This window comes from Corynebacterium sp. UMB6689 (genome assembly GCF_030215295.1).
Classification (GTDB): Bacteria; Actinomycetota; Actinomycetes; order Mycobacteriales; family Mycobacteriaceae; genus Corynebacterium; species Corynebacterium aurimucosum.
This window is the reverse complement of record NZ_JASOLS010000001.1, coordinates 95831-119298: the sequence shown is the minus strand read 5'-3', so window position 1 is coordinate 119298 and position 23468 is coordinate 95831. Positions and strand designations below refer to the sequence as shown.

At 60.1% G+C, this 23468-nt stretch carries 23 protein-coding genes; 17 read left to right on the top strand and 6 right to left on the bottom strand.

Features of this window, described 5'->3' with window-relative positions; translation table 11 throughout:
• Positions 1 to 37 precede the first annotated feature (37 nt).
• Entirely contained in the window at positions 38 to 2266 is a 2229-nt protein-coding gene (gene glgX / locus QP363_RS00560) for a glycogen debranching protein GlgX (RefSeq protein ID WP_284761945.1), read from the bottom strand.
• A 14-nt stretch (positions 2267 to 2280) separates the two neighbouring features.
• Positions 2281 to 2868, bottom strand: coding sequence for a TetR family transcriptional regulator (locus QP363_RS00555; RefSeq protein WP_070711447.1), 588 nt, complete (start codon positions 2866 to 2868; stop codon positions 2281 to 2283).
• A gap of 182 nt (positions 2869 to 3050) precedes the next feature.
• Between QP363_RS00555 and QP363_RS00550 the strand changes: the two genes are divergently transcribed.
• Positions 3051 to 3797, top strand: a complete 747-nt coding sequence (locus QP363_RS00550) for a hypothetical protein (protein WP_070643759.1) — start codon at positions 3051 to 3053, stop codon at positions 3795 to 3797.
• An 8-nt stretch (positions 3798 to 3805) separates the two neighbouring features.
• Positions 3806 to 4390 carry a hypothetical protein gene (locus QP363_RS00545; RefSeq protein ID WP_236659251.1) on the top strand — a complete coding sequence of 195 codons (585 nt, stop codon included), beginning with the start codon at positions 3806 to 3808 and terminating at the stop codon, positions 4388 to 4390.
• Here the strand turns inward: QP363_RS00545 and QP363_RS00540 are convergent.
• Positions 4349 to 5272 carry a YbjN domain-containing protein gene (locus QP363_RS00540; RefSeq protein WP_284761944.1) on the bottom strand — a complete coding sequence of 308 codons (924 nt, stop codon included), beginning with the start codon at positions 5270 to 5272 and terminating at the stop codon, positions 4349 to 4351. The two genes, QP363_RS00545 and QP363_RS00540, sit on opposite strands and share 42 nt — an antisense overlap.
• 151 nt (positions 5273 to 5423) lie before the next feature.
• On the opposite strand from QP363_RS00540, the gene hisD reads away from it, so the two are divergent.
• The 14 genes from hisD to pyk all read left to right on the top strand — a co-directional run bounded on the left by hisD (position 5424) and on the right by pyk (position 17900).
• Entirely contained in the window at positions 5424 to 6773 is a 1350-nt protein-coding gene (gene hisD, locus QP363_RS00535; protein ID WP_284761943.1) for a histidinol dehydrogenase, read from the top strand.
• A 3-nt stretch (positions 6774 to 6776) separates the two neighbouring features.
• Positions 6777 to 7880: a histidinol-phosphate transaminase gene (locus QP363_RS00530; protein WP_284761942.1), complete on the top strand. Its 1104-nt coding sequence runs from the start codon at positions 6777 to 6779 to the stop codon at positions 7878 to 7880.
• A 60-nt stretch (positions 7881 to 7940) separates the two neighbouring features.
• On the top strand, positions 7941 to 8573 hold the full coding sequence (hisB, locus tag QP363_RS00525; RefSeq protein WP_284761941.1) for an imidazoleglycerol-phosphate dehydratase HisB: 633 nt from the start codon (positions 7941 to 7943) through the stop codon (positions 8571 to 8573).
• A 5-nt stretch (positions 8574 to 8578) separates the two neighbouring features.
• On the top strand, positions 8579 to 8761 hold the full coding sequence (locus QP363_RS00520) for a hypothetical protein (protein WP_070445412.1): 183 nt from the start codon (positions 8579 to 8581) through the stop codon (positions 8759 to 8761).
• Between the two features lie 50 nt (positions 8762 to 8811).
• Positions 8812 to 10032: an MFS transporter gene (locus QP363_RS00515; RefSeq protein ID WP_070445416.1), complete on the top strand. Its 1221-nt coding sequence runs from the start codon at positions 8812 to 8814 to the stop codon at positions 10030 to 10032.
• Entirely contained in the window at positions 10029 to 10664 is a 636-nt protein-coding gene (gene hisH, locus QP363_RS00510) for an imidazole glycerol phosphate synthase subunit HisH (RefSeq protein WP_070711442.1), read from the top strand. The genes QP363_RS00515 and hisH overlap by 4 nt, the downstream gene beginning before the upstream one ends.
• A gap of 30 nt (positions 10665 to 10694) precedes the next feature.
• The gene (gene priA, locus QP363_RS00505; protein ID WP_070445422.1) at positions 10695 to 11477 is read left to right on the top strand and encodes a bifunctional 1-(5-phosphoribosyl)-5-((5-phosphoribosylamino)methylideneamino)imidazole-4-carboxamide isomerase/phosphoribosylanthranilate isomerase PriA; all 783 of its coding nucleotides are present in this window, start codon (positions 10695 to 10697) and stop codon (positions 11475 to 11477) included.
• Positions 11478 to 11481: 4 nt separating this feature from the next.
• A complete protein-coding gene (locus QP363_RS00500; RefSeq protein WP_284761940.1) occupies positions 11482 to 12285 on the top strand; it encodes an inositol monophosphatase in 804 nt (267 codons plus the stop codon).
• Positions 12286 to 12406: 121 nt separating this feature from the next.
• On the top strand, positions 12407 to 13171 hold the full coding sequence (hisF, locus tag QP363_RS00495) for an imidazole glycerol phosphate synthase subunit HisF (RefSeq protein WP_284761939.1): 765 nt from the start codon (positions 12407 to 12409) through the stop codon (positions 13169 to 13171).
• A 62-nt stretch (positions 13172 to 13233) separates the two neighbouring features.
• The gene (hisI, locus tag QP363_RS00490) at positions 13234 to 13578 is read left to right on the top strand and encodes a phosphoribosyl-AMP cyclohydrolase (protein ID WP_201829543.1); all 345 of its coding nucleotides are present in this window, start codon (positions 13234 to 13236) and stop codon (positions 13576 to 13578) included.
• Complete coding sequence (locus QP363_RS00485; RefSeq protein ID WP_284761938.1) at positions 13571 to 14230, top strand: TIGR02234 family membrane protein; 660 nt, start codon at positions 13571 to 13573, stop codon at positions 14228 to 14230. Before hisI ends, QP363_RS00485 begins: the two co-directional genes overlap by 8 nt.
• A 170-nt stretch (positions 14231 to 14400) precedes the next feature.
• Complete coding sequence (locus QP363_RS00480) at positions 14401 to 15228, top strand: indole-3-glycerol-phosphate synthase (protein WP_070445431.1); 828 nt, start codon at positions 14401 to 14403, stop codon at positions 15226 to 15228.
• Positions 15229 to 15269: 41 nt separating this feature from the next.
• The gene (gene lgt / locus QP363_RS00475) at positions 15270 to 16178 is read left to right on the top strand and encodes a prolipoprotein diacylglyceryl transferase (RefSeq protein ID WP_144656963.1); all 909 of its coding nucleotides are present in this window, start codon (positions 15270 to 15272) and stop codon (positions 16176 to 16178) included.
• A gap of 300 nt (positions 16179 to 16478) precedes the next feature.
• Positions 16479 to 17900: a pyruvate kinase gene (gene pyk, locus QP363_RS00470; RefSeq protein WP_070445728.1), complete on the top strand. Its 1422-nt coding sequence runs from the start codon at positions 16479 to 16481 to the stop codon at positions 17898 to 17900.
• A 151-nt stretch (positions 17901 to 18051) separates the two neighbouring features.
• On the opposite strand, the gene QP363_RS00465 is transcribed toward pyk, so the two are convergent.
• Together QP363_RS00465 and QP363_RS00460 are read right to left on the bottom strand one after the other, a co-directional pair.
• Positions 18052 to 20442, bottom strand: a complete 2391-nt coding sequence (locus tag QP363_RS00465; RefSeq protein WP_284761937.1) for a glycogen/starch/alpha-glucan phosphorylase — start codon at positions 20440 to 20442, stop codon at positions 18052 to 18054.
• Positions 20443 to 20586: 144 nt separating this feature from the next.
• The gene (locus QP363_RS00460) at positions 20587 to 21795 is read right to left on the bottom strand and encodes an amidohydrolase (protein ID WP_284761936.1); all 1209 of its coding nucleotides are present in this window, start codon (positions 21793 to 21795) and stop codon (positions 20587 to 20589) included.
• A 36-nt stretch (positions 21796 to 21831) separates the two neighbouring features.
• Here QP363_RS00460 and QP363_RS00455 point away from each other — a divergent pair, with 36 nt between their 5' ends.
• On the top strand, positions 21832 to 22230 hold the full coding sequence (locus QP363_RS00455) for a hypothetical protein (protein WP_070445443.1): 399 nt from the start codon (positions 21832 to 21834) through the stop codon (positions 22228 to 22230).
• A 46-nt stretch (positions 22231 to 22276) separates the two neighbouring features.
• Here the strand turns inward: QP363_RS00455 and QP363_RS00450 are convergent, their stop codons facing one another.
• Positions 22277 to 23395, bottom strand: coding sequence for a glycerate kinase (locus QP363_RS00450; RefSeq protein WP_284761935.1), 1119 nt, complete (start codon positions 23393 to 23395; stop codon positions 22277 to 22279).
• Between the last annotated feature and the right edge of the window lie 73 nt (positions 23396 to 23468).

The window sequence follows — 23468 nt, the reverse complement described above, 5'->3', positions numbered from 1 at the left end:
CGGGGTTAATGGTGGACAGCAGACGGTGGAGTGCAGTCTATCTATCGCTTTCTTTTGCCGTGGCAGCGGATTGCGCAGAGTCACCGCTGTCGTCGAAAACTGGGGGCTCAGTCTGGCGCAGGATCAGCGTTGTGCGCGGCTGTACCACGATGGAACCTTCGGCTGCGATGAGCTTCTCCTCGTCCGGATAGCCACCAGAATCAGAGGTGTCGACGATGAGCCTCCAACTAGCACCCAGGTCCTTCTTGGGCAGCGTGAACTCGATGTCTTCGTGGTGAGCGTTGAAAATCATGATGAAGGAATCATCCGTAATGCGTTCACCGCGGGCAGTGGTTTCCGTAATCGCGTTACCGTTGAGATAGACCATGAGGGCCTTGCCGAACTCAAAATCCCAGTCCTGCGGGGTCATGAGTTTGCCGGAGGGCACGAGCCAGGCAATATCGCGATCTTTCACCTCAGAGCCAAAGGGGCCACCAGCCAAGAAACGCTGGCGGCGGAACACCGGGTGGTTCTTGCGGATGTTGATCAGGCGCTTGGTAAAGCCGTGCATGGCGACGTTCTTTTCCTGCTCCAACATCGACCAATCGATCCAGGAAATCTCGTTGTCCTGGCAATACACGTTGTTATTGCCGTCTTGGGTGCGGCCCAGCTCATCACCATGGCACAGCATCGGGGTGCCCTGGGATAGCAGGAGGGTAGTGAGGAAATTGCGGACCTGGCGGCGCCGGAGCTTTTTAATCTCTTCGTCGTCAGTCGGCCCTTCCACGCCATGGTTCCACGAGCGGTTGTGGGACTCACCGTCGCGATTGTCTTCACCGTTCTCGGAATTGTGCTTTTCGTTATAGGACACCAAATCACGAAGCGTAAAGCCATCGTGCGCGGTGATGAAGTTGATAGACGCGGTGGGGCGGCGGCCGTTGTTGGCATAGAGATCGGAGGAACCAGTCAGGCGTGAGGCAAACTCACCCATTGTCGCCGGCTCCCCGCGCCAGAAATCACGGACGGTATCGCGGTACTTGCCGTTCCATTCGCTCCAGATGGGCGGGAAGTTGCCAACTTGGTAGCCGTTATGGCCCACGTCCCAGGGCTCGGCGATGAGCTTGACCTTGGAGACCACCGGGTCCTGCTGGACCAAATCGAAGAAAGTGGCGAGCTTATCCACATCATCGAGTTCGCGCGCCAGAGTGGACGCGAGGTCGAACCGGAAGCCATCCACGCGCATCTCCGTCACCCAGTAACGCAGCGAATCCATAATCAGCTGGAGGGAGTGCGGGTGACGGACATTCAGGGAGTTACCGGTACCGGTGTAGTCCATGTAGTGCTCGGGGTTGTCATCAACCAAGCGGTAGTAGGCGTGGTTATCAATGCCGCGGAAGGCGATGGTGGGGCCCATGTGGTTGCCTTCGGCGGTGTGGTTGTAGACCACATCGAGGATGATCTCGATTCCGGCCTCATGGAAGGCACGAACCATGGCCTTGAACTCAGCGACCACCTCGCCAGGCTTCTTGGCGTAGGCATAGTCAGCATGCGGGGCGAAGAACCCGAAGGTGTTATAACCCCAGTAGTTGCGCAGGCCCAGCTGGCGCAGGCGATCATCCTGTAAGAACTGGTGAACCGGCAGCAGCTCGACGGCCGTCACTCCCAAGTCCTTGAAGTAGTTAATGATCGCTGGGTGTGCCATACCGGCGTAGGTGCCGCGCAGCTCCTCCGGCACATCCGGGTGTGTCATTGTCATGCCCTTGACGTGGGCTTCGTAGATAATTGTTTCGTTATCCGGGGTGTGCGGGCGGTTGTCGCCGTGCCACTCGAAGAACGGGTTGATGACCACCGAGAGCATGGTGTGGCCCAAGGAGTCATCCTGGTTGCGGCCGCTGCCGGGTTCCTCTGCGAAGATATCGTAGGAGTACAGCGAGGGATCCCCGTCAAAGTCGCCGTCGAAGGCGCGAGCATAAGGATCGACAAGAAGTTTTGAGGGATCGCAGCGCAGACCATTTTCTGGCTCATAAGGGCCGTGGATGCGGTATCCATAGCGCTGCCCGGGGCTGACGTTCGGGAGGTAGGCGTGCCAGACGTGTGCGGTGATCTCAGTTAATTCGATGCGTTCTTCGTTACCGTCCTGGTCAATGAGGCAGAGCTCAACCTTCTCGGCGATTTCGGAAAAGATAGCAAAATTAGTACCGGCTCCATCATAGGTGGAGCCGAGCGGGGAGGGGGAACCAGGCCACACCTGGCGAGATGGCGTTAGGTCAGCACGGGTCTCAGTCATGAGGCTTAGCTTAGTCAATTCTGATGCATGTGATCGCTTCGCAGTGATCTTAAGCCGGCGACCATCAGCTCCGCTGCGCGCACCGAGGTGGCGTCCACCGGCGTGGTCTCGGAAGCTGTAGACGCTGTGCTTGGCGACGTCCCGCCTGGAGTTGCCCCACTGAGCTGTTCGCGGGATTGCTCCATGAAAGTAGCGCCCAGCGTGTAGTGGATCAGAGTGCGGGCGGCGACGGCTCTATCCTCCGGCGAGGCATCGGGTGCCTCCTTCTGCAGTGCCTTGGTGAATAGCTTTTCCACGTCAGCGCTCGCTGAGGACTCAGGGAAGGATGCTCCGGCGATGGCCACTTCAGCTCCATCGCGCCAGCGTTGCAGCTCATTGTGCAGCGAGCTGACCAGCTCCGCCGTGCTTTCCCCGGTGACGGGAGCGAGTATTTCTGCGGTCATGGCGGCGATCAGTGATTGTTTGTTGGCCACGTGCCAGTACAGCGCGCCGGGTGCGACTCCGAGGTTGGTGGCGACTCGGCGCATAGTGACATCAGCAAGGCCGTATTGGGTCAAAAGCTCAAGGGCGGTGGAAACGATAGCGTCGCGAGAAAGGTGCACACGACCAACTCTACGCGGCAAGAGAAAACCCTCGTGAGGCTCACAGGAAGCTTCAAGGTGTAGAATATGAATTCTTCAAACAGCGCTTGTTAAGGTTATGTGAGTTGCCCAAGAGCAAACAGAGCAAACACCGCGCCCAGCGTGGTTTAACCTATCGCTCTCTATATATTTAGGAGTATCCCTTGTCTTTTCTGACACCTGCCAAGAAGTCCCTCATTGCTGTTGCACTCGTTGCGCCGCTTTCCTTGGCTGCTTGTGGTTCCGATGATGAGAATGCAGGTGACACTGCGTCCTCTGCGGCAAAGACCACCACGACTACGAAGTCTAAGGAAAAGACGTCTGAGAAGAAGACGGAAGAGAAGACTTCTGAGGAGAAGAAGGAGGGGGAGGACAAGAAGGACGGCGAAGAGAATAAGGACGAAGCTGCCAAGCCGGAGGGAGAGAACCCCGAGGCTGCTAACCAGACTCTGGCCAACCCCTTCGAAGAAGGCGCTGATCCTTTCCAGAACATGCCCAAGGTCGAACCGGTTCAGGGTGAAGCTGCCAGCCAGGAGGATATCGACGGTATTAACACCCTAGTACGCGGTATGTATGAGCAGCAGACCATGCGTTCCTTTGTGAAGTACCTCCCGGAGCACACCTGCGCGGCTATCCGCAACGATCCGAACTCCGGCCTCGATCAGGTTGATTACAACCAGGTTCCGGATGTTCCGATGAACCAGCTCAAGGACATGATGGCGGCAGCGGGCCAGGATACCTCCCAGATGGATGGTTTTGACTGGTCCAAGACCGGTGTTGAGTCCATCAACGATGTTGTGGTTAACGGTGACGATGCTTCCGCGACTGTGAACGTTAACACCAGCCAGGGCATGGATAGCTCCACCATGCGCTTCAAGCGTGAGAACGGTAACTGGACCTTCTGCGGCTAGAGAGTATCGTGCCTGGACTGCGTGCTCCTAGCCTTCGCATACCCCGCGCCATTGGATTCGGCGCGGGGTTGCTCGCGTTAGCACTCTTTGGATTCTCTGCAGCCGGCGCCGCGTGGGGACTGTGGCGTCCAGCTCTCAAGGGGCACCGGGTTGATGATGGCGGCTACGCCTTGAGCAACGTTGCCGACGTGCAATTTGATTCCTATATCACCTTCGTACTGATCACCGGAGTTCTCAGCGCGGCCCTGGGGGCTACTGCCTACATGCGAGGTGAGCGCTACCGTGGCGTCGGCGTACTGCTGTGGGTGGCTCTGGCTGCTCTGGCTGGCGCGGCATCCTTTTATGTCTTCGGTGGAGCCACCGCCACTAATATTCCCGAGAATCCCGGAGAGTATGTAGAGTTTGTGCCGAAATTCTCGCCGGGTAGTGCCTGGCTGGTAGGGCCGTTTATGGCCATGTTTGCCTACTGGTCCGCGCTATTCATCGATTCGCCTTGCGATGCTGTGAGCGAGAGGGATTCGGAAGGAAATGAGGTGCCGGTCGACGGCGCGCTAGGGCCACGCGACGGGGGAGGAGCCTACCGCCTCCCGTGAGATGTCATCGATGCCGTGGAGTACATGTTTGATGCCGCGGCCGAGGGCGGTGATCAATTGGGCGTCGGAAAGCCCGGCACCCGTCATAACCGCGTAATCGATGCGTACCTGCAACCCATCAATGTTTGAGTGGCAGAAGGCGGAGGCTGAGTGATTGGTCCGGTTCCAGTCATTGCAAATGAGGAAGATTTTGGAGAACTCGCTGCCCGCGAGGTTGGGATCCCAATGGCCTTTGATGATGAGGCTGGGGCCGGAATCGATGGCGAAAGCAAAGAGGACATCATTGATCCAGGTATAGACGGCCTCGTCAGCATCCGCCTGGAAGCGTGTAATTCCGAGGGCCGGCAAGAGTTCCCCGAGCCGAGCGGTGTCGACGTCGGCGACGGGGCCGTCGAGTTCTGTTTCTTCTTCCGGAGCCGTTGGGCGGGGAAGCGTGAGAACGGGGAAGTGATCGGCCAATTCTTCGAGGCAGGCCGCGGCGTTGTGGAGTGCTGGCAGAACCGAAGCGGAAAGCTGGGATGTTGTAGGTTTCTGGTGAACCACGAGGAAGGAATGCCCCCACACCTCTACCGCGGTAGGTGCCGAATAGTTGAGGATGAGGTGTGGCGAGAGGCAGTCATGGTTCCAGTCATTGACGAATTCACTGAGAGCAGGAATGTCGCCGAAACCTAGAACGCCGTGATGGGTGGTGTAGAAACGCAGGATTGGTTCGCCCTCGGTGTCCATGAAAGCGCGGGTTTCCCCAAGCGGTGGGTGAGGGAAGAGGAGCTCGTGTGCGGTGACCCGAATGCAATCGAGGCTTTCGCGGTGTGCGAGGTTTTCGACGCGGGCAAGCAGGTTGGAAGGAGGCTGGCTGTCCAGGCCATCGGCGCCGTTGCTCATCTCGCCGCCTCCCTTCACCGATTCGGGGTCCCGGAATGTGTTACTAGTGGCACATTCTATAACCCCTACCTGCCAGCTCGCTGGCTTTTCGGTCCAGGTATAGTAATGGGAAGGTATAGAAACCGCTGCATATTATAAAAGGGGTCTGAGCATGCTACGAACCATCGACCTGCGTGGAGAGGAACTCACCACCTCCCGGCTGCGCCGAGTCCTGCCGCGAGGGGGAACGGACGTGTCCTCAGTGATGGGCACCGTCATCTCCATGGTGGAGAAAGTCCGCGAGGGTGGTGCGGCGGCGGCCCTCGATTTCGGCGAAAAATTCGACGGAGTCCGCCCCGCCGCAGTGCGAGTATCTAAGGAGGAGATGAAGAAGGCTGCCGAGGAACTGGACCCGAGTGTGCGAGCAGCCATCGAAGAATCTATCGCGCGCGTGCGCGCCGTTCACGCTGATCAGAAGCCGGCTTCGCACACGACGACACTGGCGCCAGGCGCGACGGTCACCGAGGTCTTCCAGCCCATCGAGCGGGTAGGGCTCTACGTCCCGGGCGGCAAGGCAGTGTATCCGTCTTCAGTCATTATGAATGCCGTCCCCGCCCAAGAAGCGGGCGCTGCGGCGATGGTCGTGGCTTCTCCGCCGCAGAAGGAATTCGGTGGGCTGCCACACCCGACGGTGCTCGCCACGTGCCACATGCTGGGCGTGGATGATGTCTGGGCCGTCGGCGGCGGGCAAGCCATCGCGCTTCTGGCCTACGGCGATGATGAACCCGCCACGGGTGAAGAAGCTCTGGAGCCTGTCGATATCATCACCGGCCCCGGCAACGTCTTTGTTGCTGCCGCTAAGCGCGCGGTGCAGGGAGTGGTGGGCATTGATGCAGAAGCTGGTCCTACCGAGATCGCCATCCTGGCCGATGAGACCGCTAACCCCGTCTACGTGGCCTATGACCTCATTTCCCAGGCGGAGCACGATCCCATGGCTGCCTCCGTGCTCATCACCGATTCTGAGGACTTTGCCGCTGCGGTGAATGCGGAGGTAGCTCAGCGCTATACCGCCACAGCCAACGCCGAGCGCGCAGCTGAGGCATTGCGCGGAGAACAGTCCGGCATCGTCCTGGTCGACGACCTCGAGACAGGTATCGCTGTCGCGGACGCCTATGCCGCTGAGCACTTGGAGGTACACACAAAGAATGCCCGGGCAGTTGCGGAGCGTATCCGCCACGCCGGCGCGATCTTCGTTGGTGAATACTCGCCCGTACCGCTCGGTGATTACTCCGCCGGCTCCAACCACGTTTTGCCTACCTCGGGAACCGCGCGGTTTAGCGCCGGGCTGTCGACGCACACCTTCCTACGGCCGGTCAACCTCATCGAGTACGACCGCGCGGCACTCGGCGAGGTAGCTCAGAATGTCATTGCCTTCGCCACTGCAGAAGACTTGCCCGCCCATGGTGAAGCAATTGCGGCACGATTCGCTGATGACACCGATACCCAGAAAGAAGAGGCTTAAGCAATGGCTGAGTTGAAGGATCTTCCCCTTCGCGAAGAATTGCGCGGCTCCAGCGCCTATGGAGCCCCGCAGCTGACGGTGACCAACCAGCTCAACACCAACGAGAACCCCTATCCGCCCTCGGAGGCGCTGGTGAAGGACATGGTGGCGGCCGTCGAGAAGCACGCGCGTCAGCTCAACCGTTACCCAGAGCGCGATGCCGTGGAGCTGCGCACGGCACTGGCGGAGTACGTCAGTGAGCAGACCGGGGTGGCTGTCAGCGTGGAGAACGTCTGGGCAGCTAACGGCTCCAATGAGGTTCTGCAGCAGCTGCTGCAGGCCTTTGGCGGGCCGGGGCGAAGCGCGCTAGGATTTACACCGAGCTATTCGATGCACCCCATCCTATGCGCGGGCACCCAAACCGAATTCATCTCCTGCCCACGCGATGCGGATTTCTGTATTGATGAGGAGGAGGCGTTGGAGGCCGTTGCCAAGCACCGCCCCGACGTCGTTTTCATCACCACCCCGAACAATCCCACCGGTGATGTCACCCCGATCGATGTAGTGGAGAAAATCGTGCAGGCCGCGCCGGGCATCGTCATCGTGGACGAGGCCTACATGGAATTCTCGCCTTCGCCTTCTGCGACCACGCTGCTGGAGAAATATCCGACCAAGCTCGTGGTCTCGCGCACGATGTCCAAGGCCTTCGACTTCGCCGGCGGACGTTTGGGCTATTTCGTGGCAGATCCGGTGTTCGTGGAAGCCGTCATGCTCGTTCGTTTGCCCTATCACCTGTCGGTTCTCTCCCAGATCGCGGCCACCGTTGCCCTTGCGCATAAGGAAGAGACCTTGGGAACTGTGGCCAAACTATCGGCGGAGCGGGACCGGGTTGTCGCACGGCTTAAGGAGCTCGGATACTACGTCGTACCCAGCGAATCCAACTTCGTCTCCTTCGGACGCTTTGCCGATCAGCACGCGGTGTGGCAAGGATTCCTGGACCGCGATGTCCTGATTCGTGATAACGGTGTACCGGGTCTCTTGCGCGCCACGATTGGTCTGCCTGAAGAGAATGATGCCTTCCTTTCGGCCGCGGCGGACTTGGCAGATACAGTAGAGATGACTAACTAAAAACGATGATGAAATGAGCCCACATTGTGGGCCCATGACTTGAAGAAGGAGCGTGGGGCAATGAGTGCTGGCGACGCTGTACGTCACGACCATGGCGACCGCATTGGCCGCGCAGAGCGCGTCACCGGGGAGACAAAGATCTCTGTAGAAATAAACCTCGATGGCACCGGCCAGGCGGATATTTCGACGGGGCTGCCGTTCTTTGACCACATGCTTAACGCTGTGTGCACCCACGGCTCCTTCGATCTTCGCGTTCACGCTGAGGGCGATATTGACATCGATGCTCACCACACGGTCGAAGACACTGCTATCGTGCTGGGCCGTGCCTTTCTGGAGGCGGTGGGGGATAAGTCCGGGATCCGCCGTTTCGGCTCCCAGCTCCTCCCCATGGATGAAACGCTGGTGGAGGCCGTCGTCGATATCTCAGGGCGTCCCTACTTTGTGATGAATGGTGAGCCGGAGAATATGGAGTGGCAGATTATCGGTGGGCATTACGCCACGGTTATCAACCGACACTTCTTCGAAACCTTTGCCACGCACTCGGCGACGACCTTGCACGTCAACGTGCGTTACGGCCGCGATCCGCATCACATCACGGAGGCCGAGTATAAGGCAGTGGCCCGTGCTCTGCGCCAGGCTACTGAGCGGGATCCGCGCGTGAACGGAGTTCCTTCGACGAAGGGAGCGCTCTAAGACTTATGAATGTAATGGTTCTCGTTCTCTTTCTGGTCGCCGGGTTGCTCGTCGGTGGTGCGTGGGCGGCATACCAGAACGGGTCGGTGCTGATGACTGTGGTCGCGGGTGCGCTCGCGGCGATCTCCGTGACTGCCGCCTTGGTCTGGTTCCTTGACATCTTCTCAGCAGGATTGGCGGCGAAGTGATAGAAAAGACCCCTCAGAGCGTATGGAAGGTTGCTGGCTTTAAGGAAACCATGATCGCGGTGGTTTCCGCTTTTGGTGCTTGGTCGGTCTTGCTGCCCGTGGTGCCGCTGGCCGTGCTGGATGCCGGCGGTTCCGCGACATTGGCTGGTGCCACGACCGGCGTGTTCATGCTGGCCACAGTGCTTACCCAAATGGCAACACCGATGCTGCTGCGCATCTTTGGCTACCGCCCGATTATGGCGGCCGCGGCGCTGTTGCTGGGGCTGCCGGCGTTGGGGCACATGCTGGGCGATGCAGCCCCGATCGCCCTAGGCTTTTCCGCTCTGCGCGGTATAGGCTTCGGTGCGCTCACAGTGGCGGAGAACGCACTCATCGCGGAAATCACGCCACGGCGCCTGCTGGGTAAGGCCACGGGAATTTTCGGCCTATTCATCGGTGCAGCCCAAATGGCCTTCTTGCCTGTGGGCCTCGCGGTGGCTTCAGCCTTTAACTACAACACGGTGTATCTTCTGGCCGCTGGTCTTGGCTTACTAGGATTCTTCACGTGCATTCTGGTGCCGCAAATCAAAGCCGCTCCAGTGGGGTCGCCGGACCCCTCAGACACCACCCCGCGCGCCCCGATGTGGAAGCTCGTGCTCGTCCCAGCACTGGCGCTGATGAGTTTTTCCGTGAGCTATGGCGTGGCATCTAACTTCATTTCTCCGGCGGTGCGTGAGTTGGATCCTGAGCGCGGCGCTGTCTTGGGCGGCCTCATGCTATCGGTGATTGGTGGTTCGGCCATGATCGCGCGCTATGTGGCCGGTGTGGTGGCGGACCGAGTAGGCCAGCCAGGCACGCTGATGATTCCCGCTCAGGCTTTTTCAGTCTTAGGCGTGGGGCTTATCGCCGCCGTGCTGTGGCAAGAATGGTCAGTATGGCTGCTTGTGTTTGGCACGGTCATCTACGGTGCGGGTTTCGGCATCGTGCAAAATGAGGCGCTGTTGTCGATGTTCGACCGTCTCCCGCGCGAGCGCCTCTCGGAGGGCTCTGCGGTGTGGAATATTTTCTACGACGGCGGCACGGGCCTTGGCTCGACGGTGCTCGGCGCCGTCGTGGCTATGTCTGGTTATTATGGCGCGTTCGCCGCTGGCGCCGCCATCATCGCGGTGGGCCTGCTCATGTCTGCGGCTGACCTCGCCTTGGGCAAGACCCGCGTGAGCGAGCTGAATGACATCCAAACCCGCCTGCGCATGATTAGAAGGCCGAGGAGACCCGGAAAGGAAGCACGATGAGCTCACACGACGTAGTAGTCCTGGATTATGGCGCTGGCAATGTCCGGTCGGCAGTGCGCGCGCTGGAGAGGGTCGGTGCCACCGTCGCGGTGACCGCGGACCCGAAACAGGCGGTAGAGGCCGATGGCCTTTTGGTCCCCGGAGTGGGGGCCTTCGCTGCCTGCATGGAGGGTCTGCGCGCCGCACAGGGGCCGCGAATCATTGGTCAGCGATTGGCTGGTGGTCGCCCCGTTTTGGGGATTTGCGTAGGCATGCAGATTCTTTTTGAGTCAGGCACTGAACACGGCGTGCACACCGAAGGTTGCGGCGAGTGGCCCGGGGAGGTTACCCGTTTGCAGGCTCCCGTCCTCCCGCACATGGGATGGAACACCGTGGAGCTTCCTAGCGGAAGCCGCATGTTTGAAGGCGTGAGCCCGGAGGATCGCTTTTATTTCGTGCATTCCTATGCCGCGCGGAACTGGGAGCTGGAGACCGAGATTACGGAGCCGCCGAAGGTGGCGTGGTCGGAGTATGGCGGTGACCGTTTTGTCGCTGCGGTAGACAATGGCGCATTGTGGGCCACCCAATTTCACCCGGAGAAATCTGGTGACGTTGGTTCGCAGCTGCTGAAGAACTGGATAGGAACGCTTTAAAGAGTCCGCGTGAAAGGTAGACTACCCACCATGAGTTTTACACTGTTGCCCGCGGTTGATGTCGTTGATGGTCAGGCAGTTCGCCTTGATCAAGGAGAGGCCGGAACCGAGAAATCCTATGGCTCGCCGCGTGAGGCTGCCCTGAAGTGGCAGGCTCAGGGTGCGCAGTGGCTGCATGCAGTCGATTTGGACGCGGCTTTTGGCCGCGGATCCAACCATGAACTGCTCGCCGAAATCACCACAAGCGTGGACCTGAACGTGGAGCTGACCGGCGGGATTCGAGATGATGAATCTCTGGCCCGAGCTCTCGCCACCGGTGCGCGCCGCGTCAATATTGGTACCGCGGCTTTGGAGAACCCTGACTGGATTGCCAAGGCTCTGGCAGAACACGGTGACCGCATCGCAGTGGACTTGGCGGTCCGCCTGGTGGATGGCGAGTGGCGGACGCGAGGTAACGGCTGGGTATCTGACGGCGGCGACCTCTGGGAGGTCCTCGAACGCCTCGATGCGGCTGGTTGTACTCGCTTCGTAGTAACGGACGTGTCCAAGGACGGTACGCTGCAGGGCCCCAACATTGAGTTGTTGCGTGAGGTCGCGGCCGCTACAGAAGCCAAGGTCACTGCTTCCGGAGGAATTTCCACCCTGGATGATCTGCGTGAATTGGCCCTCTACGAAAATGAGGGAATTGATTCCGCCATCATCGGTAAGGCTCTCTATGAGGAGCGCTTCACGCTGGAGGAAGCTCTCGCTGCCGTTGCAGAGGTTACCCCGCTGCCGGGAGAGGAATACATCGACCCGATCGAGGAGAGGTAGGCCGATGGCCCCGATGACAGGAACTTCGGAGTCGGACCCACGCGAGCTTGTTGCCTTTGCGGAGGCAGCGGTGGATCACGTTGATGATCTCTTCCGCAGTGGCCTCGGCGCAGCGCCCGCGCGTTTCAAGGGCGAGGGAGACTTTGCCACCGAGGTAGATCTGGTCATTGAGCAGCAGTTGCGTCAAACGCTGAGTCAGCTCACCGGAATCCCGGTGCTCGGCGAGGAATACGGGGGAGACCTCCAAGAGACGATCTGGGTCGTGGACCCAGTGGACGGAACCGCGAACTATTCTGCGGGAAATCCGTGCTGCGGAATTCTTGTCACGCTTTTGCACGAAGCGAAGCCCGTCGTCGCAGTCGCAGATTTTCCTTTGCTAAACCGTCGCGTCGTCGCGGCACAAGGCATGCCACTGCGCACCAGCGGCGGCCCCTCGACCGGTTTCGGGGGCGGCGAGGAGGCTCAGGGCTTCGACGAGGCCCGCGGTCATGTGGGCTGTTCCTCACATCTGCCAACCGATCTGTTCAAGGACCTCCGAGAGACCGGGCTGCGTCCCCGCATGACTGGGTCGGTGGGGCTGGACAATGCCTTCGTGGCCCAAGGCGTGTTTGATGGGGCGGTGAATTTCTCGCCGCACCCATGGGATAACGCGGCGGGTGCGCTCATGATCAAGGCCGCCGGTGGCCGCGTGAGCGATCCAGAAGGAAATGAGTGGACCGCCAACTCGAAGGGCTTTGTGGGAGGAACCCCGCAGGTTCATGCCACAATTCTGGATGCCATCGCCCGAAATCCTCGTGGGGAGCGCTAGGCTCCGGCACTAAACCCCAGCGTGGGAATTGGGCGCTGAAGCCGGACGTAGTTTTTAGTATTCGGCAGTTTCCATACGGACTGCCTCTCATCTGACCTTTAGTTTTAGGAGGATGGTCACCATGGCACTTGCCGTGCGCGTGATCCCGTGTCTTGACGTTGATAATGGCCGTGTGGTCAAAGGCGTGAACTTCGAAAACCTGCGTGATGCCGGTGACCCAGTGGAGTTGGCTGCCCGCTATGGCCACATGGGCGCTGATGAGCTGACCTTCCTCGACGTCTCCGCATCAAAGGATGGCCGCGGCACCATGCTCGATGTGGTGCGCCGTACGGCCGATCAAGTCTTCATCCCGTTGACCGTTGGCGGTGGCGTCAGGTCGGTGGACGATGTCCGCGAGCTTCTTCGTGCCGGCGCGGATAAGGTCTCTGTAAACTCCTCTGCCATCGCGCGCCCGGAGTTGCTGCGCGAACTGGCGGATGTCTTTGGTTCCCAGTGCATTGTGCTTTCGGTGGATGCTCGCCGCGCGAAAGATTTTCCCAGCGGCTTTGAGGTCACCACACATGGTGGAACGCGCTCGGCAGGCCTCGACGCCGTGGAGTGGGCCAAGCGCGGTGAGGAACTAGAGGTTGGTGAGATTCTGCTGAACTCCATGGATGGAGACGGCACCAAGGCGGGCTTCGACATCGAATTGATCGAGGCGGTGCGTGCGGCGGTGTCCGTGCCGATCATCGCCTCCGGCGGAGCGGGTAGGGCCGAGCATTTCCCACCGGCTGTTGATGCCGGGGCAGATGCCGTGCTCGCGGCCAGCATCTTCCACTTCCGCGAGGTAGAGATCTCTGAGGTTAAAGAGGCACTTGCGGCAGCAGGGAAGGAGGTCCGCCAGTGAAGGTACACAATGAAAGCAGCGGGCACAGAAGCACCGATTCGGAGGCCGTAGGGGACTATGAGCTGAGTGAAGAGATTGCTCAGCAGCTTAAGCGCAACGAGGCGGGTTTGGTTCCGGCCATTGTGCAATCGGAGCGCGGAGAAGTGCTCATGCTGGCATGGATGGATGATCATGCCTTGGCCTATACGTTGGCGACGCGTCGTGGAACCTACTATTCACGCTCGCGCCGCGAGTATTGGATTAAGGGTCTGACGTCCGGCAATACCCAAGAGGTGGTGGGTGCGCGCTTAGATTGCGATGGAGACACCGTCTTACTGACCGTGCGTCAGCACGGCGGCGCGTGCCATACCGGGGACCGGACGTGCTTCGATGCACGCGATCTCTTTGGAGAGGAGAACAATGGCTAAGCGCACTGAAGCAAAGCACAGTGGAGCTAAACGCATCGGACCCGTGCTGATGTTCGTCGGCGCCATCCTGTTGTGGCTGTCTTCCCGCATGACGTGGGTGACGGCGGCGGTCGAAGACGATAAGGCCGGTTCGAGTGTTGTGGAATTATCTGGTTCCTTGTGGTCCCTCGAGCTCATTGCACTCAGCGTCGTGGTTCTCGCTGGCGGTGTGGCAGCCTTTGCGCTGCGGCGCACGGGCCGTCGAATTGTCTCTGTCCTCACCGCACTCGCCGCGGCGGCTGCCGGATGGCGCCCGGTTGCGCTGTTGACTGCCGGCCCCGAGGCGGAGCGTGCTCAAGAGCTGCTGCAGGGAGGAACGAACGATACCTCCGTGGATTCCGCAACCATTTCGGATTGGGCCACTGTCCTCACCGCTGATGCGTCGACCGCTGGCCCCGTGCTTGCTATCGCCGGTGCGGCGCTTGCCCTCTTCGGTGCGGTTATGGTGGCGAGCAATCCGGGGGCGGATAAGCCCCGCTCCGCCAAATATGAAACCCCGGCGGTACGCCAGGAACGCCTCCAGGAAGACCTCGAAACCACCCAGGACTCCGGCCGTGTGATGTGGGATGCCCTCGATGCCGATATTGACCCCACCGATCCCCGGTCGACCTAGGCATGGCAGCGGCGTGAGCCGTGGCTGCATGTCCCGCTTCATGTAGTGGTCCTAGCACGGAATCGGGTGCCCCGGATTTCTTGTTAGAGGCAAGGGCGCGCTAGCCTAAGTGTGATCTCAAACGCCCCTGTTTCTTTCTTTGAGTTTCCTTCGGGGAAGGGAGGTGCTCCATGCCTACCCCGATTGCCGTCGATCACCTTGTGGCCGGCGTACTAGCTGATGTAGCCGCACGGGAGGCGCGCGTCCCCTTCAAGGAAGTTAAAGCGCGGTCTCGAGACATGGACGCACCGCGCGATACCGCACAGGCCCTATTACGTTCAGGATGTTCTATCATCACCGAAATCAAGCGCGCCGTGCCTTATGGTGGAGAGATCGTCCACCTAGACGGACCGCACTCCGTCGCGGCCCTGGCACGAAAGCTGGAGGAAGCAGGCGTGCACGTCATGGCCTGCCAGACAGACAGGCGTCGCTTTCATGGTTCCCTGGAGGACATGCGTGTTGCCCGCGCTGCAATCGACATTCCTATGCTGTGCCGCGACACCATTGTTGATCCTTATCAGATTCATGAAGCGCGCTGTTATGGGGCGGATGCGATTCCTTTGCAGGTGGAGTTGCTTGATCAGGCTCGCCTCGAGTCGCTCCTCGACCGCGTGGAGTCCCTTGGAATGACAGCCATCCTTGAAGTGCGCACGTGCGCTGAGGTGGATCGCGTTATCAAAGCAGGGGGTACTGTCGTGGCCATCAATGCGTGGTCTTTGGCCTCCGATGCACTTAATCGGGAGGCCTTTTCTACTATTTCACCGGGTCTTCCTGAGAGCATCACACGTATTGCGGTGGGCGGCGTTAATAGTCCGCGTAACGTGTTGTCCTATGCCTCGCAGGGAGCCGATGCCATCCTCGTCGGTGAGTCCATTATGGCGGCCCAGGACCCGATGGCTTTGGCCCGCTCCTTAGTGGCCGCCGGCCAGCATCCGGCGTGCCCTTCGCGCAGAAGCTAAGCGCGTTGTAGTGGCCGTCTTTTTCAGGCACACTATTTCCCGTGCAGATTTACTACCTCGCCAACATTCCCTCTCCGCCACAAGGCGTGTGGCATCTCGGACCAGTCCCTATTCGTGCGTATGCCATGTGCATTATCGCCGGCATCCTCGTTGCGCTGTGGATGACTCTGCGCCGCTATACCGCCCGGGGTGGAAACCCGGATGTGGTCTGGGATGCTGCCTTGGTAGTGATCCCAGCCGGCATCATTGGCGGCCGCCTCTATCACGTGATTACGGATAATGATAAGTACTTCTGCTCCACGTGTGATCCTCTCGACGCGCTGAAAATCACCAACGGTGGACTAGGTATTTGGGGAGCGGTGGCCTTGGGCGCGGTCGCGGTGTGGCTCATGTTCAAAGTCAAGGGCATCCCTGTGGGGCCGTTTGCGGATGCCGTCGCGCCTGGACTCATATTGGCGCAGGCTATTGGCCGCCTAGGAAATTGGTTCAACCAGGAACTCTATGGTCGTGAGACCACCGTCCCGTGGGCTCTCGACATTTATTATCGTGTGAATGAAAGCGGTGAATACGCGCCGATCAGTGGGCGCTCGACCGGGGAAGTAATCGCCTCGGTGCATCCGACATTCCTCTATGAGCTGCTGTGGAACGTGGCGGTGTGCGTGTTCCTGCTGTGGGCCCACAAGGCATTCAAGCTCGGCCGTGGTCGTGTGTTTGCGCTGTACGTCGCCGGATACACAGCGGGGCGCTTCGTTGTAGAAAACATGCGTGCTGACGATGCCACGCTCATCTTTGGTCTGCGTGTCAACGTCATCGTGTCAGTGGTCTGCTTTGTTGTAGCGCTCATCGTGTACTTCCGGCTGCCGCGCGGCCAGGAAACACCAGAAGAGGTGGACCCGGCCCGTGCCGCCGACGTCGGTGACAGTGCAGGAGTCGCTGACTCACAAAGGTGACAGTCGCAGCGCCTAGCGACAGATTCACGCGCTGAGGCTTCGGGAAGTAGCCGGGATCACACAATGTTTTAAGACGCCTTGACCGAGAGTCTCGAGTTTCGGGAGCATGGACACAAAATGCCCAGATGTGCCCGGTTATTCCCGGTTGTTGCCGAATCGGAAGGGGCTGCAACAGCCACCGGGGAAGCCTGATTCGAGGGTCAAAACATGGTGTGAGCTTCATTCGTGGTGGCCGAGACCAGCAAAGCGGGGTAGTTTGGGAACCGTTAGAAACTCCCGATGTGAATAAGGCACTCCATGTTGGATAGAAGAACCAAAATTGTTTGTACGTTGGGTCCTGCTGTAGCAAGCAAGGAAGGAATCCTTGGCCTCGTTGAAGCAGGCATGAACGTGGCGCGTCTAAACATGTCCCACGGCGAGCATGCGGACCACGAGGCGAACTACCGCTGGGTCCGTGAGGCTACCGATGAGACCGGCCAGGCAGTCGGCGTCCTGGCGGACCTCCAGGGACCGAAGATTCGTCTGGGTCGCTTCGTCAACGGTGAAGAGATGTGGAAGGATGGCGAAATCGTCCGCATCACCGTTGATGACGTAGAAGGTACGCACGACCGCGTGTCCACCACCTACAAGAACCTGGCGCAGGACGCGAAGCCGGGTGACCGCCTGCTGATCGACGACGGTAAGGTCGCCGTCGTCTGCAAGGAAGTCGACGGCAATGACGTTGTTTGTGAGGTCACCGAGGGCGGACCGGTCTCCAATAACAAGGGCGTGTCCCTCCCAGGCATGGACATTTCTGTGCCGGCGCTGTCGGAGAAGGACATTGCTGACCTTCGCTTCGCATTGAAGCTCGGCGTGGACATGATCGCTCTGTCCTTTGTTCGTTCCCCAGCCGATGTGGACAAGGTCCACGAAATCATGGATGAGGAAGGCCGCCGCGTTCCGGTTATTGCGAAGCTCGAGAAGCCGGAGGCGGTCGATGCCCTTGAATCCATCGTCTTGGCTTTCGATGCCATCATGATTGCGCGCGGTGACCTTGGCGTCGAGGTCCCGCTGGAGCAGGTTCCGCTGTTCCAGAAGCGCGCTATCCAGATCGCGCGTGAGAATGCCAAGCCGGTGATCGTGGCAACGCAGATGCTCGATTCCATGATCTCCAACCTGCGCCCGACTCGCGCGGAGGCCTCCGACGTGGCTAACGCAGTGCTCGATGGTGCTGATGCCGTCATGCTCTCCGGTGAGACCTCCGTCGGCATCGACCCGCACAATGTTGTGCGCACGATGTCCCGCATCGTGACGAATGCTGAGCAGGGCGGCCAGGTTCCTCCGCTGTCGCACGTTCCGCGCACCAAGCGCGGTGTTGTGTCTTACTCCGCACGCGATATTGCTGAGCGCCTGAATGCGAAGGCCATCGTCGCCTTCACCACCTCCGGTGATACCGCGAAGCGCGTGGCTCGTTTGCACTCCGCGCTGCCGCTCCTTGCCTTCACCCCGTACCCGGCGGTGCGCTCGCAGCTGGCGTTGACCTGGGGTGCAGAGACCTTCTTGAGTGATTCGGTCGAGTCCACCGATGACATGATGGCCGCCATTGATGAGGCTCTGCTGGGAATGGATAAGTACAAGGAAGGCGACATGATCGTCGTCATCGCCGGTACCCCTCCTGGAATCTCTGGTAACACCAATATGATTCAGGTCCACGAGCTGGGCCAGACTCTGCGCGATAAGTAAAACCGTCGCAGACAAACAACGCCGCCTCACCCCGCTTGCTTCCTTACCCACTAAGTGGGAAGGAGGAACGGTGGTGGGGCGGCGCTTTGTCTTTCCGGAAAGCCCCGTCTAGGGGTTAATAGGCACTAGTGCGTCTATTAACCCTGTCTGTCTAGACGTGGGAAATGGGGGTCGGGGTCAGCTTCCACACTTCGTTGGCATAGTCAGCGATAGTGCGGTCAGAGGAGAAGCGCCCGGAGTAGCAGATGTTGAGCCAGGCCTTCTTGGCCCATGCCAGCTCGTCCGCTTCATAGTCAGCCGCCATGCGGTCACGGGTCTCGCGGTAGTCGGCGAAGTCCCCGAGGACGTAGTAGGTATCCTGAGCGTGCTCGCCGAAGCCATCGAGCAGCGAGGAGCGCAGATCACCAAACATGCCTGCATTCTCAGAACCCAGCGTGCCATCGGTGAAGGCATCGAGGACACGCGCCAGACCCGGAACCGTGTTATAGAGCTCGCCCGGGTTGTACTTGGCGCGCAGCTGCGGGATTTCTTCGTTGCGGGCGCCGAAGATGTAGGCGTTGTCTTCGCCCACTGCCTCGACGATCTCTACGTTGGCGCCGTCCATTGTGCCCAAGGTCAGGGCACCGTTCATCATGAACTTCATGTTGGAGGTACCGGAGGCTTCCTTGCCGGCGACGGAAATCTGCTCGGAGACATCAGCGGCTGGGATGATGTGCTCGGCGGGGGAGACGTTGTAATTCTCAACAAAGACTACGTTGAGCACGTCCTTGGTAGCCGGGTCGTTGTTGACCAGGTCACCGATGGTGTTGATGAGCTTGATGATGGCTTTCGCGCGGACATAGCCCGGCGCTGCCTTCGCGCCAAAGATGAAGGTGCGCTTCGGAACGGTTTCGCCGTCGACCTTGATGCGGAAGTACAGGTCCAAGATGTAAAGCGCATTCATCAGCTGGCGCTTGTACTCGTGCAGGCGCTTGATCTGGACATCGAAAACGGAATCCGGGTCCACGGTAGCGCCCTGGTGTGCGTCAATCCATGCGGCGAAATCCTGCTTGTTGGCGCGCTTGATGTTGATGAGTTGGCGCAGCACCTTCTCATCCTCAGCCACAGGAGCCAGCTTCGCCAGCTCGGTCAGATCGGTAACCCAGGCATCAGAACCAGCCTGCTCAGTGAGCAGGTCGGACAGGCGCGGGTTGCACATGCGCAGCCAACGACGAGGGGTCACGCCGTTGGTCTTGTTGTTGAACTTCTCCGGCCACAGCTCGTGCCACTCGGAAAGCGTGTCCGCCTTGATGATTTCGGTGTGCAGGGCGGCGACGCCATTGATGGAGTACGCGGCATAGCAAGCGATCCACGCCATGTGGACATGCCCGTCGGACACCGGAGCCATGTAGTCGATGCGGCCTTGATCCAAGCCGCGCTGGGCCATGTCCTCGCGGAAGCGGCGGTCGATCTCTTCCACCAGCTCCCAAATGCGCCAGAACAGCTTCTGGAAGATGGATACTTCCCAGCTCTCCAAAGCCTCAGCCAGCACGGTGTGGTTGGTGTAGGCAAAAGTCTCGGTGACGACCTTCCAGGCCTCGTCCCAGCCCATCCCGTGTTCGTCGAGAAGCAGGCGGAGCAATTCGGGGATGGCCAGCACCGGGTGGGTGTCGTTGAGCTGGATGCAGTTGTACTCGGCGAAGCCGGTGAGGTCCTCGCCGTGGTGCTCGATGTAGTTATCGATCATCTGCTGCAGCGAAGCCGATACGAAGAAGTACTGCTGGCGAACGCGCAGCACCTTGCCCTCGTAGGTCGTGTCGTTGGGGTAGAGCACGCGGCAGATGTCCATGACGCGCTCGCGCTCCACGATGGCTTCGGTGAAGCGCTGCGAGTTGAAGGCATCGTAATCGAATTCATCGATAGGCTCGGACTTCCACAGGCGCAGCGTACCTACGTTGTTGGTGCCGTATCCGGTAATCGGCATGTCATAGGGGATAGCGCGTACGTCCATGTCATCGAAGTGGACCAAGCGCTGTTCGGAGGCACGGCGAATGATGAAGTCGTAGCCATTTTCCATCCAGGCATCTGGTTCCTCGCGCTGGAAACCGTTGTCGAAGGACTGACGGAAGAGACCGTAGCGGTAGAGCAGGCCGTAGCCCGTGACCGGGTAGTTCTGGGTGACAGCAGAATCGAGGAAGCAGGCGGCGAGGCGGCCCAGGCCGCCGTTGCCTAGTGCAGCATCGTGCTCGGCTTCGAGAACATCGGAGAGTTCGTGACCGGCGGCCTTGGAGGCGGCGCGGGCTTCGTCGACGAGTCCGACGTTGGTGAGGTTGTTGAGCAGGGCGCGCCCCTGGAGGAACTCAGCAGAGAAATAGTGCTGCTGGCGGGTGGCGGAGTAGGCGGTGCGGGTGGCCTCCCAGTTGTCAGCAATCTGCTCCATTACTGAAGAAGACAAGCCGGACCAGAACTTGCGGTTAGTCGCGGCAGAGGGGGAGACACCAGCAGCGGCGCGGACGTGTCCGGGAACTGCGGTCTGAAAATCGGAGTGCTGGGGTTGACTCATGAGAATCCCTTCACCTTAGGCATAAAAATGCGGAAAAATACCAACACCCAAGCTTAACCAGTTCCGCATTCAGCTGCAGGAGAGAGCACTGCCAGCCAGCGTGCATTAATCATCACACACAGCGAAAGCGTTGTGCCGGGAAGGTTAGCGCCCCAGAAAAGACAGGACGGCTGCAGCCCCGGCGTGGGTGGCCGAGCGCATGGTGGGTTCATAATCCGGCAGGAAAGTGGATTGGTGGTTAACCGGCGGGTTGTCCAGGAGGTGCTCCGGCGTGGAGCCGATGAACCAGAAGTTATAAGGCACGCCCCAGGCTTGTGGGAGATAGCAGAAATCCTCGGAGACGGTGGATGGGGTGGCGCTCACGGAGAGATCAGCAAAGACTGCGTCGAAGGCCGAGCGAATGGTCTCATGAGTGGAAGCGTCATTATCGGTGACTTCGCCATGGGCAAAATACTCGAAGGTGGGCTCTGCTGGGCATCCCGAGGCTTCGCACTCGGCTCGCACCATACGCTCGAGGGAGGCATAGACGCGCTGCGCCAGCTCTGGCTTGTAATAGCGGGTGTTAAGTACGAGTTCGGCGCTGCCCGGAATGATGTTGTTTTTATCGCCCGAATGCAGCTCGCCCACCGAGATGACAAAGAAATCATGGGGAGGGACTTCGCGGCCGACGATGGCCTGCAGGCGGGTGACCACCATGGCGGCCACGTAGGAAGGATCGATGGCCTCGTGCGGCATGGAGGCGTGCGCGGAGCGCCCCGTGATGCGGATGCGGAGGGAATCACAGCCGGCCAGGATGGGGCCGGCGGTGGACTGCACCTGGCCGGCGGGGCCCGGCATGACGTGTTGACCAAAGCACACATCCGGTGCAGGAACGCGGTCGGTGAGCCCGTCCGCAATCATGTATTTGGCGCCCATGGATGATTCCTCCGCCGGTTGGAACAGTGCTAGGAAGGTGCCGTGCCAGGCGTCGCGGTGGGCGTCGAGAATCGCGCACGCGCCGAGCAATGCCGTGGTGTGTACATCGTGCCCGCAGGCATGCATTGCGCCATTGGTGGCGGCGAAGGGGACGCCGGTTTCCTCGGCCACCGGGAGGGCATCAAAATCAGCCCGCATCAGCGCGGTTGGGCCGTCCCCGTTGCGGAAGATAGCGACGATGCCATGGCCGCCGATTCCGGTGACGAGCTCGCACTCGTACTTATCTAGTTGTTCCAGAATCCGTCCGGCGGTGCGTTCCTCTTGGTGGGACAGCTCTGGGTGGGCATGCATGTCTTCATAGAAGGCGCGTTGCCAGCTGAGATCGACTGAATCTTCGAGGAGGAGCGAGCTCAGCCGAGAAAGTGTGGGATCTGCCATAGTTACTGTCCTTCAAGTTTGGGTAGGGTTACCTACATGCCATTGATTCACTTTGATGTTCTGGTGCCGGATGCTCAAGCCGAGCGCGTGGCCGAAATCTTTAGCACTGCTACCCACAAGTTGGTGGATAACGGCTCCTTAGCTTCTGCTGAGGTTACCCGTGTGCCCGATCCTGCACTCCCGGAGGGGCTGGAAGAACAGCTGCGCCAGACCTACCGCGATGAGCATGAAGAGCGTGATTTAGAGGACGCCAATGTCTACCGCTATGCCATCGATGTCGATGGCGTGAAGGGCTCCGTCAATCAGCTGACCATGGTCCTCGCACGCTTGTTGACACCCCATTCGGTTCTACCGAAGGACCACGTGTTGCTGGAGGACGAGCTCGCCCACGAGCGACCGGCAATTTTCCCGTGGGCGGTGCAGGTGACCCCGTAGTTCTGCTGAAAGCTATAGCCTCAGAGAGCTTTAGCCTCAGAGAGTTTTAGCTCTGCAGAACGCTGCGGACGAGGCGTTCGGCCGCGTTGCTTAAGCGCTGGGCGACGTCCCCCTCTTCCTCCCCGTCGAGTGCTTCCAGCAGTGTGCCCTGTGGCGCCGATGCGGTTGCGGAGCCGGCGATGATGCCCAGGGTTGGCGGGCTAGTCATGTCCGCCAGCGTGCCCACCACCTTTCCGGTAAGCGATTGTTCGTCGAAGCGCCCCTCGCCGGTAAGGACGAGATCCGCCTCGGCGATACGCGTGGGTAGATTGAGTGCTTGGGCTACATACTGGCCGCCCGGCACGATACGGCAGTGCTCCGAGGTGCCCCAGAGCGTGCGCGAAAGCCAGCTCAGGGCGATGGGAATGCCGCCTGCGGCGCCAAAGAATTCGGCCTGTGGGTCGGTCTCCGTGACTTCGCAGAGCCGTAGCATCGCGCCCGCCAGTAGTGCTACTTGTTCGCCCTCAGCGCCTTTTTGTGGGCCGTACGTCGTTGCGGCTTGGACGGGCACGGCGCGAGTATCGGTGACCAAGGTGTAGTCCAGCATGGCCGCCTTCATGTTGAGCTGCGCGGTGTCGATGTGGTCGAGGTTGACCAAAGGTGCGCCGCCCTTGGGCAGGGCGTATCCGCGGGCATCGTGGGCGGCGGCGCCGAGCGCGGCGAGGATGCCGAGACCGCCGTCGATGCTGGCGCTGCCGCCGAGGCCAAGAACGATGTGCTTGGCGCCGCGCGATTCGGCGTCGGCCACCAGCACGCCCGTTCCATAGGAATCCGCATGGAGTGGATCGAGGGCGTCGGAAACGGCAGGAAGGCCGGTGGCGGCGGCGACGTCGATGAAGGCTGTGTCACCAACGAGCTGGTAGCTGGCCTCGGTCAGGCGGCCAATGGCATCGGTGGTAGGCAGCGTAATCGTTTGCCCCGCCGTGCCGTGGCGATGAACAGCGGCGCTGGCGAGCACCTCCGCGGTGCCTTCGCCGCCATCGGCCATGGGCAGGGTCGTTACCTTCGCTGTGTCTGCGTGGGGCGAGGAGCTGAGAGCGCGCCGCGCGCCCAATGCAATGGCGGCGGCAGCTTCGGCTGCAGTAGCGGTGCCTTTAAAGGAATCGGGGGCAACAAGAATGCGCATGCCCATGAGTATATGGCAGAGATACGAGAAAAAATTTTCGCGCTCTGACCAGCCTTTAAGGCACGCCACAGTA

What these genes read in the sequence shown, in the direction of transcription:
- QP363_RS00455 (WP_070445443.1), top strand. Translation starts at nt 21,832, where the DNA reads ATGCCATTGATTCACTTTGATGTTCTGGTGCCGGATGCTCAAGCCGAG.
- QP363_RS00485 (WP_284761938.1), top strand. Translation starts at nt 13,571, where the DNA reads ATGGCTAAGCGCACTGAAGCAAAGCACAGTGGAGCTAAACGCATCGGA.
- hisD (WP_284761943.1), top strand. Translation starts at nt 5,424, where the DNA reads ATGCTACGAACCATCGACCTGCGTGGAGAGGAACTCACCACCTCCCGG.
- QP363_RS00480 (WP_070445431.1), top strand. Translation starts at nt 14,401, where the DNA reads ATGCCTACCCCGATTGCCGTCGATCACCTTGTGGCCGGCGTACTAGCT.
- QP363_RS00500 (WP_284761940.1), top strand. Translation starts at nt 11,482, where the DNA reads ATGGCCCCGATGACAGGAACTTCGGAGTCGGACCCACGCGAGCTTGTT.
- hisB (WP_284761941.1), top strand. Translation starts at nt 7,941, where the DNA reads ATGAGTGCTGGCGACGCTGTACGTCACGACCATGGCGACCGCATTGGC.
- QP363_RS00520 (WP_070445412.1), top strand. Translation starts at nt 8,579, where the DNA reads ATGAATGTAATGGTTCTCGTTCTCTTTCTGGTCGCCGGGTTGCTCGTC.
- QP363_RS00540 (WP_284761944.1), bottom strand. Translation starts at nt 5,272, where the DNA reads ATGAGCAACGGCGCCGATGGCCTGGACAGCCAGCCTCCTTCCAACCTG.
- hisF (WP_284761939.1), top strand. Translation starts at nt 12,407, where the DNA reads ATGGCACTTGCCGTGCGCGTGATCCCGTGTCTTGACGTTGATAATGGC.
- QP363_RS00530 (WP_284761942.1), top strand. Translation starts at nt 6,777, where the DNA reads ATGGCTGAGTTGAAGGATCTTCCCCTTCGCGAAGAATTGCGCGGCTCC.
- QP363_RS00515 (WP_070445416.1), top strand. Translation starts at nt 8,812, where the DNA reads ATGATCGCGGTGGTTTCCGCTTTTGGTGCTTGGTCGGTCTTGCTGCCC.
- glgX (WP_284761945.1), bottom strand. Translation starts at nt 2,266, where the DNA reads ATGACTGAGACCCGTGCTGACCTAACGCCATCTCGCCAGGTGTGGCCT.
- QP363_RS00450 (WP_284761935.1), bottom strand. Translation starts at nt 23,395, where the DNA reads ATGCGCATTCTTGTTGCCCCCGATTCCTTTAAAGGCACCGCTACTGCA.
- QP363_RS00465 (WP_284761937.1), bottom strand. Translation starts at nt 20,442, where the DNA reads ATGAGTCAACCCCAGCACTCCGATTTTCAGACCGCAGTTCCCGGACAC.
- priA (WP_070445422.1), top strand. Translation starts at nt 10,695, where the DNA reads ATGAGTTTTACACTGTTGCCCGCGGTTGATGTCGTTGATGGTCAGGCA.
- hisH (WP_070711442.1), top strand. Translation starts at nt 10,029, where the DNA reads ATGAGCTCACACGACGTAGTAGTCCTGGATTATGGCGCTGGCAATGTC.
- QP363_RS00460 (WP_284761936.1), bottom strand. Translation starts at nt 21,795, where the DNA reads ATGGCAGATCCCACACTTTCTCGGCTGAGCTCGCTCCTCCTCGAAGAT.